The 16,944-nt window shown below is 55.0% G+C and carries 15 protein-coding genes and 3 pseudogenes; 9 read left to right on the forward strand and 9 right to left on the reverse strand.

Annotated features, from left to right (window positions below; genetic code table 11):
- Nucleotides 1-30 precede the first annotated feature (30 nt).
- Genes MOQ67_RS12505 through MOQ67_RS12520 form a run of 4 tightly spaced genes read left to right on the forward strand, consistent with a single transcriptional unit; the run spans nucleotide 31 to nucleotide 3,553 of the window.
- Nucleotides 31-1,272, forward strand: a complete 1,242-nt coding sequence (locus MOQ67_RS12505) for a nitrous oxide reductase family maturation protein NosD (protein ID WP_085982599.1) — start codon at nucleotides 31-33, stop codon at nucleotides 1,270-1,272.
- Nucleotides 1,269-2,192: an ABC transporter ATP-binding protein gene (locus tag MOQ67_RS12510; RefSeq protein WP_014338849.1), complete on the forward strand. Its 924-nt coding sequence runs from the start codon at nucleotides 1,269-1,271 to the stop codon at nucleotides 2,190-2,192. The genes MOQ67_RS12505 and MOQ67_RS12510 overlap by 4 nt, the downstream gene beginning before the upstream one ends.
- Nucleotides 2,189-3,019, forward strand: a complete 831-nt coding sequence (locus MOQ67_RS12515) for an ABC transporter permease (protein WP_014338850.1) — start codon at nucleotides 2,189-2,191, stop codon at nucleotides 3,017-3,019. Before MOQ67_RS12510 ends, MOQ67_RS12515 begins: the two co-directional genes overlap by 4 nt.
- 24 nt (nucleotides 3,020-3,043) lie before the next feature.
- Nucleotides 3,044-3,553, forward strand: a complete 510-nt coding sequence (locus tag MOQ67_RS12520; RefSeq protein ID WP_014338851.1) for a nitrous oxide reductase accessory protein NosL — start codon at nucleotides 3,044-3,046, stop codon at nucleotides 3,551-3,553.
- 122 nt (nucleotides 3,554-3,675) lie between these two features.
- Here MOQ67_RS12520 and MOQ67_RS12525 read toward each other — a convergent pair whose 3' ends face one another.
- Nucleotides 3,676-3,990: a c-type cytochrome gene (locus tag MOQ67_RS12525; RefSeq protein ID WP_041475993.1), complete on the reverse strand. Its 315-nt coding sequence runs from the start codon at nucleotides 3,988-3,990 to the stop codon at nucleotides 3,676-3,678.
- 741 nt (nucleotides 3,991-4,731) lie between these two features.
- Between MOQ67_RS12525 and MOQ67_RS12530 the strand changes: the two are divergent.
- Together MOQ67_RS12530 and MOQ67_RS12535 are read left to right on the forward strand one after the other, a co-directional pair.
- Nucleotides 4,732-5,043, forward strand: a pseudogene (locus MOQ67_RS12530) (nitric oxide reductase activation protein NorD); the annotation flags it as partial.
- A gap of 37 nt (nucleotides 5,044-5,080) precedes the next feature.
- Nucleotides 5,081-5,437 carry a hypothetical protein gene (locus MOQ67_RS12535; protein WP_047296634.1) on the forward strand — a complete coding sequence of 119 codons (357 nt, stop codon included), beginning with the start codon at nucleotides 5,081-5,083 and terminating at the stop codon, nucleotides 5,435-5,437.
- 187 nt (nucleotides 5,438-5,624) lie between these two features.
- Here the strand turns inward: MOQ67_RS12535 and MOQ67_RS12540 are convergent, their stop codons facing one another.
- The 4 genes from MOQ67_RS12540 to MOQ67_RS12555 are packed head-to-tail and all read right to left on the reverse strand — an operon-like array spanning nucleotide 5,625 to nucleotide 10,714.
- Complete coding sequence (locus MOQ67_RS12540) at nucleotides 5,625-7,643, reverse strand: nitric oxide reductase activation protein NorD (protein WP_094990000.1); 2,019 nt, start codon at nucleotides 7,641-7,643, stop codon at nucleotides 5,625-5,627.
- Nucleotides 7,644-8,459, reverse strand: a complete 816-nt coding sequence (locus MOQ67_RS12545) for a CbbQ/NirQ/NorQ/GpvN family protein (RefSeq protein WP_094989999.1) — start codon at nucleotides 8,457-8,459, stop codon at nucleotides 7,644-7,646.
- A gap of 14 nt (nucleotides 8,460-8,473) precedes the next feature.
- Nucleotides 8,474-9,841, reverse strand: a complete 1,368-nt coding sequence (locus tag MOQ67_RS12550; RefSeq protein ID WP_013692871.1) for a cbb3-type cytochrome c oxidase subunit I — start codon at nucleotides 9,839-9,841, stop codon at nucleotides 8,474-8,476.
- A gap of 15 nt (nucleotides 9,842-9,856) precedes the next feature.
- Entirely contained in the window at nucleotides 9,857-10,714 is an 858-nt protein-coding gene (locus MOQ67_RS12555; protein WP_198718447.1) for a c-type cytochrome, read from the reverse strand.
- On the opposite strand from MOQ67_RS12555, the gene MOQ67_RS12560 reads away from it, so the two are divergent.
- Nucleotides 10,707-11,117 (forward strand): hypothetical protein, encoded by a 411-nt coding sequence (locus tag MOQ67_RS12560; RefSeq protein WP_169836702.1) that lies wholly within the window; start codon nucleotides 10,707-10,709, stop codon nucleotides 11,115-11,117. The two genes, MOQ67_RS12555 and MOQ67_RS12560, sit on opposite strands and share 8 nt — an antisense overlap.
- A 266-nt stretch (nucleotides 11,118-11,383) precedes the next feature.
- Here MOQ67_RS12560 and MOQ67_RS12565 read toward each other — a convergent pair whose 3' ends face one another.
- Together MOQ67_RS12565 and MOQ67_RS12570 are read right to left on the reverse strand one after the other, a co-directional pair.
- On the reverse strand, nucleotides 11,384-11,734 hold the full coding sequence (locus tag MOQ67_RS12565) for a hypothetical protein (protein WP_034114485.1): 351 nt from the start codon (nucleotides 11,732-11,734) through the stop codon (nucleotides 11,384-11,386).
- 364 nt (nucleotides 11,735-12,098) lie between these two features.
- A pseudogene (locus MOQ67_RS12570) lies at nucleotides 12,099-12,248 on the reverse strand (DUF488 family protein); the annotation flags it as partial.
- A 495-nt stretch (nucleotides 12,249-12,743) separates the two neighbouring features.
- Here MOQ67_RS12570 and MOQ67_RS12575 point away from each other — a divergent pair.
- Nucleotides 12,744-13,171, forward strand: a pseudogene (locus MOQ67_RS12575) (regulatory protein NosR); the annotation flags it as partial.
- 377 nt (nucleotides 13,172-13,548) lie between these two features.
- Here MOQ67_RS12575 and MOQ67_RS12580 read toward each other — a convergent pair.
- The gene (locus tag MOQ67_RS12580; protein WP_034114482.1) at nucleotides 13,549-13,896 is read right to left on the reverse strand and encodes a hypothetical protein; all 348 of its coding nucleotides are present in this window, start codon (nucleotides 13,894-13,896) and stop codon (nucleotides 13,549-13,551) included.
- 198 nt (nucleotides 13,897-14,094) lie between these two features.
- Here MOQ67_RS12580 and MOQ67_RS12585 point away from each other — a divergent pair, with 198 nt between their 5' ends.
- Nucleotides 14,095-15,297, forward strand: coding sequence for a cytochrome P450 (locus tag MOQ67_RS12585; RefSeq protein ID WP_014338858.1), 1,203 nt, complete (start codon nucleotides 14,095-14,097; stop codon nucleotides 15,295-15,297).
- A 123-nt stretch (nucleotides 15,298-15,420) separates the two neighbouring features.
- Here MOQ67_RS12585 and norR read toward each other — a convergent pair whose 3' ends face one another.
- The gene (norR, locus tag MOQ67_RS12590; RefSeq protein ID WP_102617426.1) at nucleotides 15,421-16,944 is read right to left on the reverse strand and encodes a nitric oxide reductase transcriptional regulator NorR; all 1,524 of its coding nucleotides are present in this window, start codon (nucleotides 16,942-16,944) and stop codon (nucleotides 15,421-15,423) included.

Consider the following 16,944-nt stretch of genomic DNA (forward strand, 5'->3'; position numbering starts at 1 on the left):
AAGCGATGGGCGTTAACTCTATTTTCATTGATGTTAACGTCCCTCGCATATTCGTCGCCTCGGCCCATCACTGAATTGTTAATGCATGCAGAGGGCGCCAACCGCTGGAGACTTCCTTTAGGAGAATACAAAGGCCAATTTACTATTGAGCAATCTATGCAGATAGTTTGTGATAAAGGTGCGGTCTTTGACGCTGAAGGTGCTGGGAACGCGCTTTTTATCAGTGCGCCCGATGTGCGCGTCGAAGGCTGTACTTTGCTTAACTGGGGGCGCGATATGACAGCGATGAACGCTGCGATTTTCATCGGCCCTCAAGCGACAGGCGCGATGATACGCAACAATACAATGAACGGGCCGGGATTTGGTATATGGGTGGATAGGGCGCATGACGTTAGCCTGATTGACAACGATATTGAAGGCGACCCGAGCATTCGCTCCCAAGACCGCGGCAATGGGATTCATCTGTATGCCGTGCACGGCGCCAAGGTTATCGGTAATCACGTGCGACAGACCCGGGACGGGATCTACATCGATACCTCGAATGGCAACCTGCTGCAGGGCAATACTTTGGAAGACCTGCGCTATGGCGTGCACTACATGTACGCCAACGACAACCAGTTGCTGGGCAATACCACCCGCCGCACACGCACCGGTTATGCCTTGATGCAGAGCCGCAAGCTGACGGTGATTGGCAATCGCTCCGAGCAGGACGAAGGCTATGGCATCCTCATGAACTACATCACCTATTCCGAGCTGCGCGACAACTTCGTCAGCGACGTGCGCAGTGGTTCCGCCGATGGCGGTATGGTCAGCGGTGCCGAAGGCAAGGCGCTGTTCATCTACAACTCGCTGTTCAATGTCATCGAACACAACCACTTCGAGCGCAGTGCCGTGGGCATTCACCTCACCGCAGGCTCCGAAGACAACCGTATCGCCGACAACGCCTTCGTCGACAACCAGCAGCAGGTCAAATACGTTGCCACCCGCTTGCAGGAGTGGTCGGCCGACGGTCACGGCAATTACTGGAGTGATTACCTGGGCTGGGATCGCAATAACGATGCGATTGGCGACGTGATCTATGAGCCCAATGACAATGTGGACCGCCTGCTCTGGTTGTACCCGCAGGTCCGTCTGCTGATGAATAGCCCGAGCATTCAACTGCTGCGCTGGGTGCAGCAAAGTTTCCCGGTGACCAAGTCGCCAGGGGTCAAGGACAGCTATCCGTTGATGAATCTTCCGACCATGCCCCAGACACAGCAGCCGAACTTATGAACGCAGTCGACATTGAAGGGGTTAGCCAGCGCTACGGCAGCATGACCGTGCTGCACGATCTGACCCTGAGTCTGGGCGAAGGCGAGGTGCTGGGCTTGTTTGGCCACAACGGTGCGGGCAAGACCACGGTGATGAAATTGATCCTTGGCCTGCTCAAGGCCAGCGCCGGCCAGGTGCACGTACTGGGCTGCCGACCCGCACAAGCCGACGTGCGTCGCCAACTCGGTTACCTGCCGGAAAACGTGACGTTCTACCCACAACTCAGTGGTCGCGAGACCCTGCGCTATTTCGCCCGCCTCAAGGGCGCCGCGTTGACACAAGTGGACGAGCTACTGGAGCAGGTCGGTCTTGCCGGCGCCGCAGACCGTCGGGTGAAAACCTACTCCAAAGGCATGCGCCAGCGTCTAGGGCTGGCCCAGGCGGTTCTCGGTGAACCTCGCCTGTTGCTGTTGGACGAACCCACGGTGGGTCTTGACCCTATCGCCACCCAAGAACTTTACCTGTTGATCGACCGTCTGCGCCAACAGGGCGCGAGCATCATCCTCTGTTCCCATGTGTTGGCAGGTGTCGAAGTGCATATCAACCGTGCGGCCATCCTGGCCAATGGCTGCTTACAGGCGATCGGGAGTCTGTCCAGACTGCGAGAAGACGCCGACTTGCCGGCGCGAATCCGGGCCAGTGGTCTTTGCCGACGCGAGCAATGGTTGCAGCGCTGGAATGCCGCCGGGCACACCGCCACAGCGGTGGGCGGCAACGGGATCGAGGTGATGGCCGTCAATGGCTACAAAGTTGATCTACTGCGCCAGTTGTTCCACGAGGATCAACCGCAGGACATCGAGATACTGCAACCGTCCCTTGAGGACCTTTACGGCTATTACATGAGCCATGCAAGCGCCGCCACTGAAGGCACTCATTCATGACGCAGATTTGGAATATCGCCGCCAAGGAGTTCAGCGACGGCCTGCGTAACCGCTGGCTGCTGGCAATCAGTCTGTTGTTCGCCGTTCTGGCGGTGGGGATCGCCTGGCTTGGCGCGGCGGCCTCCGGGCAAGTGGGCTTTACCTCGATTCCGGCAACCATTGCCAGCCTCGCCAGCCTGGCGACGTTCCTGATGCCATTGATTGCGCTGCTGCTGGCCTACGATGCCATTGTCGGGGAGGAGGAGGGTGGCACGCTGATGCTGCTGCTGACCTACCCGCTGGGTCGTGGCCAGATCCTGTTGGGCAAGTTTGTCGGTCATGGCCTGATTCTGGCCTTGGCCACCCTGATTGGATTTGGTTGCGCCGCAGTGGCCATCGCCTTGCTGGTCGATGACGTCGAGTTGGGGCTGCTGCTCTGGGCGTTCGGTCGCTTCATGGTGTCTTCCACGCTACTGGGTTGGGTCTTCGTGGCGCTGGCTTATGTCTTGAGCAGCAAGGCCAGCGAGAAATCCAGCGCCGCCGGGATGGCATTGGGCGTGTGGTTTCTCTTCGTATTGGTATTCGACCTGGCACTGTTGGCGTTGCTCGTGCTCAGCAAGGGCCGGTTCAACCCGGACCTCTTACCGTGGCTTCTGCTGCTCAACCCCACCGATATCTATCGCCTGATCAATCTCTCTGGTTTCGAGGGCAGCGGTAATGCCATCGGTCTCATGGCATTGAGCAGTGATTTACCGGTGTCGATTTCGGTGCTCTGGCTCTGCTTGTTGCTCTGGGTCGGCGCTTTGCTGTTGCTGGCTTATTGGATGTTTCGCCGTCGGCTGACTTGATTCATTACGCTCGAGGCTATTGCGATGAACACTCTGTACCTGATCGGAACCCGTGCCCTGGTCATCATTATCTGTTTGGGGTTGGCGGCTTGTAATGATCGCGCAGAAGAAAAGCAAACCCTTGCGCCGGTGGCTTTCCATCAGAGCGACGAGTGTCATGTCTGCGGCATGGTGATCGCCGACTTCCCGGGCCCCAAGGGTGAAGTCGTGGCAAAAGGTTCAGTCAAGAAGTTCTGTTCCACCGCAGAAATGCTTGGATGGTGGCTTCAGCCAGAGAATCACCTCACTGAGGCGAAACTGTATGTGCACGACATGGGTAAAAGTGCCTGGGAGAAACCCGACGACCATTACTTGATTGATGCCACCCAAGCCTACTACGTCGTCGGGACCCGGCTCAAAGGTTCCATGGGCGTGGTCCTTGCGTCATTTTCCGAGGAGGCCGCCGCGCGCAAGCTGGCCAGCGAGCAGGGCGGCAGAGTATTGCGATTTGAAGACATCGATTTAACGCTTTTACAGCAAACGCCTGCGCTGTAACTGAGCCGCTTCCCTGAGTAGGGCTGTCTGAGGAACTTACCGAACCGACTCGCAGAAGAGAGCTGGACCCACTTCTGCGATTTTATTGGCGGTCGGATTGCGGTACCTTGCTTTAGCAAAAATTATTTGAGCGTCAAGATCCAGTCCGCCAACGTTTTCGCTTCTTCGTCGGTTACTTGGTTGGCCGGCATTGGCGCGGCGCCCCATTTTCCGGAGCTACCTTCCTTGATGCTTTTTACCAGGGTGGCCGAGGCATCAGCTTGTCCGGCATATTTAGCTGCGATCTCCTTATAACTAGGCCCGACTAGTCTCGCTTCGATCATGTGGCAGCCTACGCAGGGTTTGCTCTTGAACAGTGCTTCACCATCAACGGCTTGGGCTGGTTGAAGGTTCAGCAAAGTGCCGAAGATAAAAAGATGCATAAGTTTTTTCTTCATTTTTTATTTCCTCATCTGGGTGTGCTTTGCTAGTACCGCTTGTCAGTAATCTGTTCCGTTTTTTATCAATCAATACAGCATTCGCGCCGGTAAGCTTCGGATGCAGTGGAAAGTGTAGTTGAGGTTCCGAGATTTTCAAAAACTTCTGTCGGGATTTTCTGAGATATCGACTGCGGCATTCACTGAAGTATTTATGGTGTGATCGCTGCAATTGGTCGTTCAGATATGTGACATTTTAGCGAAACTCGATGTTCGGTACGATTTGTTAGTATTGTAAATGCCGCCCAAATTCACCATCCAGGATCTGGGCTTTTTCAGAAAAATATGCTTATAATTCAGTGGCTTGGATGCTAGCGTAACTCGAATTTCGCTTCGGATTTTGCGCTGAAAGTTCGGAGTTGTTCAAAAGGTTGTAATCAATGGCGTATGGTATAAATTCCAATTTTGCAGCTGTTTTTTATTTAAGGAGCTAAAATCCAGGCGAGCGCAGGGTGTTGAATTCAATGGCTGGTGTAATGACAGGAGTGATCAATTGCTGATAGGAGTTCTCCCATTGAACCCAACTGTTTTTTTTTTTTTTCACGCCATCTGAATTAACTGAAGGAGAAATGCATGGCGGTGGTATACGCTAGGCTCAATTAGCCGAGATGATCTATTGTTATTTTTCGAAGCCGATCTGGTGATTGCCACGCTGGTTTTCCTGGGTGCTGGATGGCGGACCGACTATCATGGTCGAAGACGGCAGGGGCCGCCATACGCCACGCCAGCACCTTACTGATGCGCGAAGCCAGCAGGAATAGTCTGCTATTGTTGATTTCCGATGGCAAACCTATGATATCGATCGATATGAGGGTCGTTATGGTGTAGAAGACATGCGCCAGGCAGTCACCGAAGCTGATTTGCAAGGCATCTATTCCTTCTGTTTGACTATCGACAGGCAAGCAGCAAACTATCCGCCTGCGGTATTTGGCGCGTCAATACGCCTTATTGCCCAGACCCGAGTTGTTGCCCGGCGTGTTGCTGAAGTGGATCAAAAGGCTGGTGATGGCTTGAGCTTCCACAATTCGCCTTCTCTTTGGAGAATCCTTTTATGCCTAGAGACAAGACCCCATCGTCGGTTGTTGCACAACAACTTCAGATGACGCTTTCGAGATGGGACGCTGAAGACACATCAAAAGCTTTTCCCACCCAAGGCACTCATGAGCTTCCCGAATTATCAAATACCGAGTTGGTTCACCTTCGTGTTCGTGTGATTGCTCTGGAAAATCTGGTTATCGCGTTGCTCGCCCAAGGGACGGATCAACAGCTTACGGTCGCCCGGGAAATGGCTGGCTACATTAGGCCTAGACCGGGTTTTACCCAGCACCCTTTGACGATTCATGCCGCATCCCAAATGGTCAACAGCGTCGACCGTGCAGTGAGATTTCGAAAGCTGTCGGAAATATGAGCACTGAGCGGCCTGGCCTGCGCGACAAAGCTTGCCCTGCATTCAAAGATTAGGTTTAGAAGTTATTGTGTGCGTCACCAATGGAATCAGGAAAGGCGCAGTCATGAAGTCATCTCCCCACTGACGGGAAACTCAGTCATGAGCCGAAAACCGCCTGCCATGAAAAACCTTGGCGGGCGTCTCTCGTTCACGCTGATACCAGTCGTTTGATCCAGTCCAGCAGCACCCTGGGTAGCAACTCGGGTCTGTGCAACAAGGCATATTGCCGCGAGCCGAATACCGCTGGCAGGTAGTTCGCCGCCTGGCGATCGATAGTCAAACAGAAGGGATAGATGCCTTGGAGCTTGGCTTCGGTTACGGCCTGACGCATGTCTTCGACGCCGTAGCGGCCTTCATACTGGTCAACATCGTTGGGCTTGCCATCGGAGATCAGCAATAAGAGACGGTGCGTGGCAGCTTCGCGCATCAGCAACGTGCTGGCGTGGCGCAGGGCGGCGCCGGCCCGGGTGTAGCGTTCCGGTTCGAGAGCCGCGATGCGCCGACCGACTTCAAGGCTGTAACGCTCATCGAAGGTTTTCAGAGTTCGGATCGTGACCCGCTGCGGCCCTTCGCCGGAAAACGCCATCACACTATAGGGCTCGCCCAGGCTCTCTAGCGCCAGGCAGACCAGCAGCAACGCTTCGCGCTCGACATCAATGACCCGACGATGGCAGGACAGCCAGCTGTCGGTGGAGCCGCTGACATCGATCAGTAACATGATCGCCATGTTGCGACGACCACGACGCTGGGTCAGATACACCGCTTGCGGCATGCTCAGGCCAGCGCGGGCCTCGGCGCAAGCGTCGATATACGCTTCCAGATCGATTTCGTCGCCGTCCCATTGTTTGCGTAGCCTGACGCGTTGGGCCCGCAGACTTTCGAATTGCCGACGGATGGCATCCAGCACCGGACGATGAGCATCAAGGGTTCGCTCAACCCATTGCTGCGGGCCTTCCCGAACAGGACTCAGTTGCAGGGTCGCCCCCGGATCACGGTACACCTGGTGGTGATAATCCCACTCGGGATAGCTGATCGCGTGGGTTGCGAGGTCCTGTGCACGGTGCTGAAATCGGGTCCGTGGCGGGTCGAGGGACAGCAGCACTTCTTTCGGGCGACCTGCCGTCACCACCAGCCGGGCTTCGTTGAGTTCGGACAAAGACTCAGCGAAATCAGCCGCAGGGGTATCGGTATCCCGGTCGGTCGGGCGCTGCATGCCCATGGGGTCTTCGGCTTTTTCCAGCGGTTCGGCGGGTTGCACCATCCATAGGCCTTGTTCCTGATCGTCCTCATCGGCACAGGCCTCGCGCGCAGTGGGCTGACGTGTGAGGCGGGCACTGCGTGGCAGGGCATCGTCGGTGCCGATTTCACCGGGCGAGGGCGACACTTCCTGACCCGCCGACGGTTCGCGCAGGTCGCCGGTCCAGGCATCAAGGAGAAGCCTGTCTGCGCCGAGCCCGTGAGATTCTTCGCAGAGGAGGAGACGTTGCGCGAGTGCTTCCGACAGTTGCAGCGAATCGGCGGTGTGGGTGGGGGTCGCCAACTCTTCCAGAGGCGCGCCGCATTCATTGTTCAGCAGTAAACGCAGGAAGTTTTCCAGGGGTTGTCGCTGGCTGGGAAAGGTGTGAAGCGGCGGGCGGGTCGCCAGGGCATGCTGGCGCAAGTCATGGATCGAGGGCGCCAATCCCGGCAACAGGCGTATCAAATCCGCATCAGCCGCCCAAGCTTCGAGAAGTAGATAGACGCTGCGCTGCATCGGGTTGTCGAGGGCTGACAGGGCGTTTGCACTGCCTCGTTGGGCGCGCATCGCTTGTTGCAAGGCCAGGGCTCTATAACGCTTCAGGGTGGGCGGATTCTCGCTGCTTCCCAAATCCTGCGGTAGCCATATAGTCACGCCATCGGTCGCTGGGACGGCGCTTTGCTGACACGGCTTTTCGTGACGCACAAAAAGTTTCTTCAACAGCGTAGGGGGCGAGGGCGGTTGCGCGACGCGCAGCGAATAGTGGGTGTTGAACACTGCCTTGATCAGCAAGTCGAGGTGTTGTGCGACATCCCCAAGGGTGACGATTTTTTCAGTTTCCGAGGGGGGGCGGTGACGACGCCACAATGCCTGTGCATACACCGTCGCGTGACGTGCAACATCGGTAATGAGGTCCTCGGCTTCGGCCATTTAGATAAATGTCAGGTCGACAAGGTCGCGCATGGCAGCGACCAGTACCGCGTCGTCGGACAGCGGCGAGATCAACGCGACCCGACAGGCGATGGGCGCAGCAATGCCGCTGGTAATCAGTCGCGCAGTGGCAATCAACAGACGGGTACTGGGGACTTCCGCCAGGCCCCGGTCCTGCAGGGCGCGTAGTCGCTGGGCGAGGGTGACCAGCGCGTGGGCGATGGCGTAGTCGGTTCCACCTTCATGGATGACAATGGCGATTTCGCGCTCGGCCGGCGGGAAATCGAAATCCAGCGCCACAAAGCGCTGTCGAGTGCTCGGCTTCAAATCCTTGAGTATTCGTTGGTAGCCGGGGTTGTAGGACACCACCAATTGAAAGTGTGGCGAGGCTTCAACGATTTCGCCAATTTTGTCCAGGGGCAGAATGCGTCGGTGGTCGGTCAGCGGGTGCAGGACGACAATGGTGTCTTGCCGCGCTTCGACCACCTCATCCAAGTAACAGATAGCGCCTTCGCGCACCGCCCGGGTCAGCGGGCCTTCCGTCCAATGGGTACCTTGGTGACCGATCAGGAAACGCCCGACCAGGTCGCTGGCACTCAAGTCGTCATGGCAGGAAATAGTGATCAGCGGGCGCTTGAGACGCCAGGCCATGTGTTCGACAAAACGGGTCTTGCCACACCCGGTGGGTCCTTTGAGCATGACAGCCAGCTGCTGTGCATGGCATTGATCGAAGATCGCCACCTCGTCGCCGCTGGGCTGGTAATAGGGTTCAGCTTGCGGCGATGCGGGTTCTGCGGCCGACAGGTTCTGCTGCATTCGTGAACGATCAATCACAACGCTGCGCCCGACGCACGAGGCACCAGAACCGGATCGGCTTCATCGACATTGAATTGCGGCGCATGGCGGAAAAAATCGAAGATAAACAGCCCGACACCCAGGCTGAACATCGACGCCGTCGCCACCAGCATCAGGAAATGCACCTGAATCTTCAACTGCACATCCAGATAGCCCATGCCAAGAATGCGTTCCAGGTACACCTGAGCAATGCCCGCAGTGGCAAATGACAGGGTCATGCCGAACATCCCTCCCAACTGCAGCCAAAATGCCCAATAACCGATACTGCTTTCTTCCACGGGACGACGGGTCATGCCTGGAAGTGCGTAGGTGATCATCGCCAGGACTATCATGGCATAGGCCCCATAGAAGGCCGCATGGCCGTGCATTGCGGTAATCAGGGTGCCATGGGTCCATTTGTTGACGTCGGGGAAGGTATGAGCCAGACCGAGGAGGCCAGCGCCAAACATGGTGAACAGGGCGCTGCCCATGGTCCAGTGCAAGGCCAGTTTATTGGGATGAGAGAGGCCGGAGCGGCGCATTGCGTTGTAAGCGTAGATCGCCATACCGACCAGCGCCATAGGCTCAAGTGCACTGAAGAAACCGCCCAATGGAAGCCAGTAATGGGGGACGCCGATCCAGTAATAATGGTGGGCGGTGCCAAGGATACCGGCAATGAACACCAGGCCGACAATCACGTACAGCCACTTCTCCATGACCTCGCGATCAGCACCGGACAGTCTGATCAGCAGATAGGCCAGAAAGCCGCCCTGGATCATTTCCCAGACACCTTCGACCCACAGGTGAATCGTCCACCAGCGGTAGTAGATCGATACCACGTAGTTTTCATAGTGCAGCAGCGCCGGCAGATAAAGCACGGCGGCACTGGCCAGCCCCAACAAAAGAACGCCTTCGGTGGCAGTGAAGCGCCCGGCTTTCTTGATGGTCATGCCGATGTTGTAGAGAAACATCAGCATGCAGATCACGATCACGATCTTGTGCGGCAGCGGTTGTTCGAGCAATTTGTTCCCGGTGCCATAACCGAACAGATAGCCCAGCACGGCGGTGACGCCCATGGCCGTCCACAACCCGAGCTGGATATACGCCAGTTTGGTGCTGTGCAACTCGCCACGGGACTCGTCCGGCACCATCCAGTAGGTTGCCCCCATGAACCCGGTCAGCACCCAGACGATCAACAGATTGGTGTGTATCGCCTTGGTGACATCAAAGGGCAACACGTCCAGCAGGGGATCCGGTCCGAGGTATTTAGCCGCCGAGAGCAAGCCGAATACCAGTTGCAGACCGAATAGCGCCATGGCGACGGCGAAGTACCAGTAAGCGACGGATTGAGATCTGTAACGCATGGTCATCCCCTTTGATTACTGGAACGACGCCAGATAGGCGACCAGTTGATCGATCTGTTCGGGTGTTAGCGATTTGGCGAAGGTGTCCGGCATGAAAGACATGCCATTGGCGGAATACATGTCGCCCGGATGCAGGTACGCGCTTGGCGTGACGATGGATTCGCGGATGAAGCCTTCGACCTCCTTGGCCTTGCCCTTGTAGTCAGGCGAGGCAATGACCTGTTTGGCCCGAGCAGCCAACCCGGCCAGTGTCGGTCCGGCGAGATTGACCCCCGGTGCAATCGAATGACAAGCGCTGCACACCGGTGTGGCAGTGGTTCGAAACAGCGCCTCGCCCAAGGCGATAGGGTCTTCCTTGCCGGACACCGGGCGTGCGGCTGGTGGCTGGTTGCCACTGGCGACGTTCTGTTGCGCAACGGTGAGGTCCATGCCGGGAATCGACGTGCCGGTCACCAGGATCGGCCGCGGTGGCCAGCCTTGATTGTCGACCTTGCTCACCCAATCCATAAAGGCGATCAACGCCGCGATTTCTTCGTCGTTGAGTTTTAGGTTCGGCATCAACCGGCGATGACGTTGCTCGTCATAAAACTTTGAGGGGTCTTTGAGGAACGCGGTGAGATAGGGGGTGCCGCGCTGCTGGGTGATTTTCGTGAGGTCCGGAGCGTAATACGCGCCTTCACCAAACAACGTATGGCAATTGATGCAATTGTATTCATGCCATACATCCTTGCCGCGAGTGACTTCTGGCGTGATCTGTTGAGCGTTGGTCAATTTTGGAAACTGCCGGTGACTATCAACCGTCATGCCGAGAAACACAACGGCGGCGATGGCCGTCGATATCAGCGCGAACGAGCGTGTCTGGCGTTTGTTCATTGCGAACTCCCTAGACGCCGATACCCGTCCAATAGGTGATGCCGATAACGCTGGCATAAACGACCGCGCTGGCCATCAGCACGAGCGCGGCATAACTGACTATCTTCAAAGTTTTTTGCACGGCTGCATCCGAGTAGAAAGTGCAGTTGGAAAGTTCCTGGAAAAGCGCTCTGCCGGTTGGGTATTATTAACGATACCAAGCGCTGCATATTTGAGTGTAGTGGTTCAAGTTGTGAGAATGAATGATCTTGAGGGTAGTAGGCTTTGCATGGCTGTCAAGAAATTCTATAAAATTTTAACCAGTCGTAGTGACGGATACATAGAAGAAATTGAAATAATCGAGGTGAAGCAAATGATCAGCATATCTCTATTGAGCGCGGAGGCGCATGGCATTCAGCCATGATCAACCGTAAGCTCGATGGCGTCATGATATTTTGAGATCGGTATTTCGTCTCTTTTCATGATCCTGGATTCAAATTTCCGATCTAGATAGAGTCGATCGAGTAATCAAGGGCGGCGCAGCTCGAAACAGTCCGAACGGTGGGAATCCATTTAGGAATAGGATCATACATGGAATCGTTAATGATAAATATCAAAAACGACTTAAAAAGGCCCGCAAGCGGGCCTAAAAAGGGGGGGCTATTAGTCGGATGAAACTGTTCCGGCTTCTTACTCCTCAACTGCCACCAGTCGCGCACCTTTACGCGTGACTTGCTGCCCGACTTCAAACCTGGCATTGGGTGAGCGCACTGTACTAGTCTCACCTTGTGTGTTTTTTACTTGATAAGCGGTTTCAGATTTACCAATCCCTGTTTGCACCGCACTGCCTGCGAAAAAACCGCCAGCTGCGCCGACTAATGCACCAATCGGCCCCCCTACCGCGCCAACCATCATTCCGGTCAAGGCGCCGAAACCCTTGCCGGCAGTTGTGTCGGGGACTTCACGGATTATCTGGTCTGCCAGGCATAGCGGAGACAGTAGAGTACACAGGGTAAAACTGAGCGCGATTGAACGAGTCATGACATTGTCCCTTTGGGGTTTGCGTTAAGTTCAATACTCAATACACAAAACGGGCCAAGAATTTTATTCAACTATATCAATCAGTTAAGTAATTGAATGGTCATTACGACCTAGTCCGGAAAGGGTCATAATGACAAAACGATAGTCAATATGACTTCTCGACTGGTGGCTTGTTCGGCGGCAGCTTACGGGACAGACGGTGAAGCGCCGCTAATAGACAATCCACCGCCTGAGAATGTGTGACGCATCGGCGCGGGCAACAAGAGCAGCAGTAGATCTGCAATCATGGCGGCTACCGAGATTCCAGAGTTGTCGGGTGCCGAATCAGTCTGCCTTCAAAGCCGAGCTCTTGCCTTGGAAAAAGCTAGTAATCAAAGAGAGGGTAGTCCGCTACGATTCTGCGATGACAACGCCACCAGACGGCCTCCCACATAGGATCGCATCGCTGGTCCTGACTGAGTTCTTGCAAACGCAAAAAAGCCTGTTCAAATTCTTCGGACGATGCATGGTCGCCATAGTTATGAAAACGTTATCTGATCCAGAGTCCATTAGTGTGGGCGCGGTTCGGATATGTAAGTTGCTGCAACTTGAATATTGCCTCGGTCCAACAATACCAAAAGTGCTAACTATGACAATGAACATCGGGGGGTTGGCGCGGAAATTTCGGTCATGGTCAATAAATAATTTATTCAAATCTGTATTTTAGACGAAAGGCGATAAAATCAGGCATGAATACCTGTCAGGAGAGGTTTTCGTGCAATGACGAAAAATATATCGACCTGTTGGAAGATGACTATTTATCTACTGGATAATCTCTTAAATAAATATTGAACCACGGGTGCTGATAATTGGCTTGACCCGTTTATAGAATATGATTGCTATTTTCGTGAGTAAGGGGGAGTGTTGATCACATAATTCAGTTAAGAGCGATTGAGCATAACCGTTACTCGACGGGTGTTTTTTCAGAGGTCGATCGCTCAGCGAACCCATGCGTGCTTCCAAACTCCCAATGCCCGGTGTCCGGCGGCCATTTCACTATGGGCTGATTATTTTGTTGTGCTTGGTGTTCGATGGTTTTTTCGGATTACAGGCGAAGGACTATGGCGGGTTCGAGCAGCAGCGTGTAGAAACCATATTTCCCGGTAGCGATGGACTTTCCGAGCCTGACGGCGAGTTTAAGGTTCGCACCATGCGCACCGGCAAAGAGGTGCTCGGTTACGTGTTTCAGAGTCAGAACGTGGTAGATATTCCGGCTTACTCGGGCAACCGATCAACATGCAGGTCATCCTCGATACCCACGGCGTCATCCAGGATGCCTACGTGCTGGAGCACCATGAGCCGATTTTGCTGATCGGCATTCCCGTGGAAAAGCTTCATGCCTTCGATGCCAAATACAAAGGGGTCAAGGCCGACCGAAGGGTGGTCGTTGGCCGGTCCCGTGTGGTTAATTGCCGCCCGTGGATAATTAACTGATGCTTGCTAAGTGTGTCGTGTTCGCAACTCCCGGGGTTGAGCGCTGATTATTTATCTTCATGGCTCTTCCTATAAGTTGTGTTGTGTAAGTCGCTAAAATATATTGAATTAAAATAGGGCGTGGAGGGTATGCTGGACGTCAGCAAAGCCCTGTGTACGCTCGGCACTATATCCGCGGTGATTGAATTAAAATAGCTTCTCGAAAGAAAGAAAACATCATTGAGGTATGGCTTTGCTGAAATGATTGATGTTCTGACGATGAGGAGCTCGGAGTCAATCGTATCACCACCCACCTGCCACCCTATTCCTCCCGTAGGATTGAGGGCCCTGGTCATTTGGGGTTAAAAAGGGAGCAGCAGGGGGTAGGCAATGGCATTAAGATGACCTAGGAAGAGAAAACCCGAAACCAATACCGCGTTGATCGACCACGCCACTGTGAGGAAACGAGCGATCTGACCCCAGATGGGGTCACGGACATTATCCGCATTGCGCCATACAGCATTGAGCATGCAAGCGGCGTAGGCCACGAAACCCAGCAGCATCAGACCAAACAGGGAGGGGGCAACCTTGTTGAAGGCGACCAGGATCAGGCCAAATAGTACATTGCTGAGCACTACGCCGTAGAGCCAGAACACCACCCACAACGCAGTGCTACCCTGCGAGTTTAACCTGTGCTGAAGCTTACTCATCACGTCTCCCTGGCCAGCTAGTGACCCGATTTTCCCTACAAGCCCGTGCAGACTTCACCCGGATGATGCCGACGTAATGGACGTCGTGCATGGTTTCAGTCTAGCGGGCTTTTCGGACATGTCCCGACCGAGTGCGGCTAGCTCGACTAACCTTGCTACCTTTTCCAGATTCACTTGGACGGGTTTATGGAGTAAACGATGGACGAGAAATCACTACCTGATTGGGATCCGAGGTCAGAAGCTGTGTTAAAGGATCAGACGACAGCCTACGACGACATGCGCCGCCGTTGCCCGGTCGCATACAGTCAATATGGCTATACGTCCTTGTTCAGGCATGAGGATGTGCTGCGCGTACTTAAGGATCATGAATCCTTCAGTAATGCGGTCTCGCGTTTTCCCTCTGTTCCCAATGGCATGGATCCGCCCGAGCATACGGTGTACCGGAACCTCATCGAGCCTTATTTCAGCCCGGAGCATATGGATGCTTTTGCCCCGGTGTGCCGGGATATAGCTGTTCGTTTGGTGCGGGCGTTACCGGATGAAGGCCCTTCGGAACTGATAGGGGAATTTGCTCAAATCTTTGCGTTGCGGATCCAGTGTGCCTGGCTGGGCTGGCCGGCTGATCTTCATGAACCGCTGCGCCTGTGGACACTGAAGAATCACGCGGCCACGCTGGCCAGAGACGACGCTGACCTGGCCGCCGTGGCCCTCGAGTTTGACGGTTATATCAAGGATTTGCTGGAGGTGCGCCGTACGGCCGGCGCTGCTGCGCCGAATGACATCACGACCATCTTGCTACGCGATCAGTCCTTGGGAAGGACTCTGACAGACGATGAAATCGTCAGCATTTTACGCAACTGGACGGTCGGCGAACTCGGAACCATTTCCGCTTCAGTCGGCATTCTCGCGCATTATTTGGCCATCAACTCCGAATGGCAGCAGCAATTACGCGAACAACCCGCTCTGCTACCTGCCGCCATCGATGAAATACTGCGTATTCATGCACCGCTGATTATGAACCGTCGGGTGACTACGAAACAGGTCATGCTGGGCGGGCGCACGCAGGCAAAGGGGGCGCGTATCGCCCTCAACTGGGCGTCGGCCAATCGGGACGAAGCGGTTTTTGGAGATCCCGATGAAATGCGCCTCGATCGCGATCCCGAGCTGAACCTGCTCTATGGTGCCGGCATTCATGTCTGCCCCGGTGCACCGCTTGCAAGACTGGAACTACGGATCGTGATGGAAGAGCTGCTGGGCCGCACCAGTCGGATTGCACTAGCGATGGATAAGGAACCAGTGAACGCGTTTTTCCCTGCTAGCGGGTTTTCTTCTCTACCCCTGCGGATTCAAAAACCGTCTTCCCAAGCTTTGGGAGCCTGCCTGCCCCCCGAGATCCCATGATCTCCAGACAGTCCTTTAATGCTGGATGGCTTGGCGGCGGGACCGACGGCCTTGACTGACTGCAATCGGCCAGTCGATCAATGCTTGGTTCTGGTTGAATTGAGCCCTGATCGGCCGTGAGTGTTATTTCAAACCAAGCCGCTTCGCCAGTCGGTGCAGGTTAGCTACGTCCATATCCAGCATTCGAGCACAGGCAGACCATTTCCTTGCGCAATTATTCAGCGTGTTATCAATCAGCTGACGCTGGAAGTCATCCGTCGCATCCCGCAGGCCCTGTTCAACGCCGAGGAAAGATACATCCAGAGCAACAGGCGGCGCTACCATCTGCTCGGGTACTTGATTGAAATGCTGTGCTTCAAGCAGCAGCTCGTCACTTTGCTGGGTCGCGCGAGCAATGATCGTCGCCCGATAAACAGCGTGCTCCAGTTCGCGAACGTTTCCTGGCCACGTGTACTGCTTGAGCAACGACAGACAGTTGGCAGCCAAAGCCACCCGTTTCAATCCCATGCGTTCCCGGCTCTGCTCGCAGAAAAAACCCGCTAGCAACGTGATGTCCTGATCACGCTCACGCAGTGGTGGTACATGCACAGGGAATACGCTTAAACGGTGGAACAGGTCTGCACGGAACCGATTGTTCAACACCTCCTGCTTCAGATCACGATTGGTCGCGGCAAGCACCCGTACGTTGACCCGCAAGACGTTATCGTCACCAACCCGTTGCAGGTCGCCGTATTGCAGTACCCGCAACAGTTTTGCTTGCAGATTCAATGACAGTTCACCGATTTCGTCGAGAAACAGTGTGCCGTTATCAGCCATTTCGAACTTGCCGGTGCGATGATGGATTGCACCGGTAAAAGCCCCTTTGACATGGCCGAACAACTCACTTTCAGCCACTGATTCCGGTAGCGCAGCGCAGTTCAGATAAACCACAGACTGACCGGCGCGCGATGAACCTTCATGTATGGCCTTGGCGACCAGTTCTTTGCCGACTCCGGTTTCTCCAGTGATCAAGACGTTCAGGTCGGAACCTGCCACCATTTCGATCTCTCTCTTCAACTGTCGCATGACTTCGCTGAGCCCGACCATTTCGGTGCCGGGTTTGCCCGCCGGGATATTGCTGATGGAGAGAGGCGTAATTGTCTGACTTTCCAGTTGCTCCACCAGCAATGCATTGGCCAAGGCAGCAGAAGCGAGGGCTCCCACAAGTCGCAGCTCTTCGTCGCTGAAGTGATCAAACTGTGCCGGGTCCATGCCATCGATCGTCAACGCACCAATCAGTGTCTGGTCCGCGAACAACGGCAATCCGATGCAGGCATGCACTTTGAGGTCCTGCCGGTTCGGTATCAGTCCGTCATAGGGATCAGGCAAATGACTCTCTGCCGGAAAGCGCACCACGTCACCGGCGCGAGCGATGGCTTCCAGTCGCGGATGTGCATCAAGGCTGAAGCGACGCCCCAGAACATCCGGTGCCAGGCCGTCAATCGCCAGCGGACGGAACTGTCGCTGTTCATAACGCAACAAGGCAGAAGCGTCGCAACCCAGCAATTGGCGCAAGGTATTGATTAGACGTTGAAAGCGATCCTGATGGGAAATGCCGCTTTGCAACTGAATAGCGATGCGCGCCAAGGATTCAACGGACAGACTCAT

The sequence above is a fragment of the Pseudomonas sp. LY-1 genome (assembly GCF_053502595.1).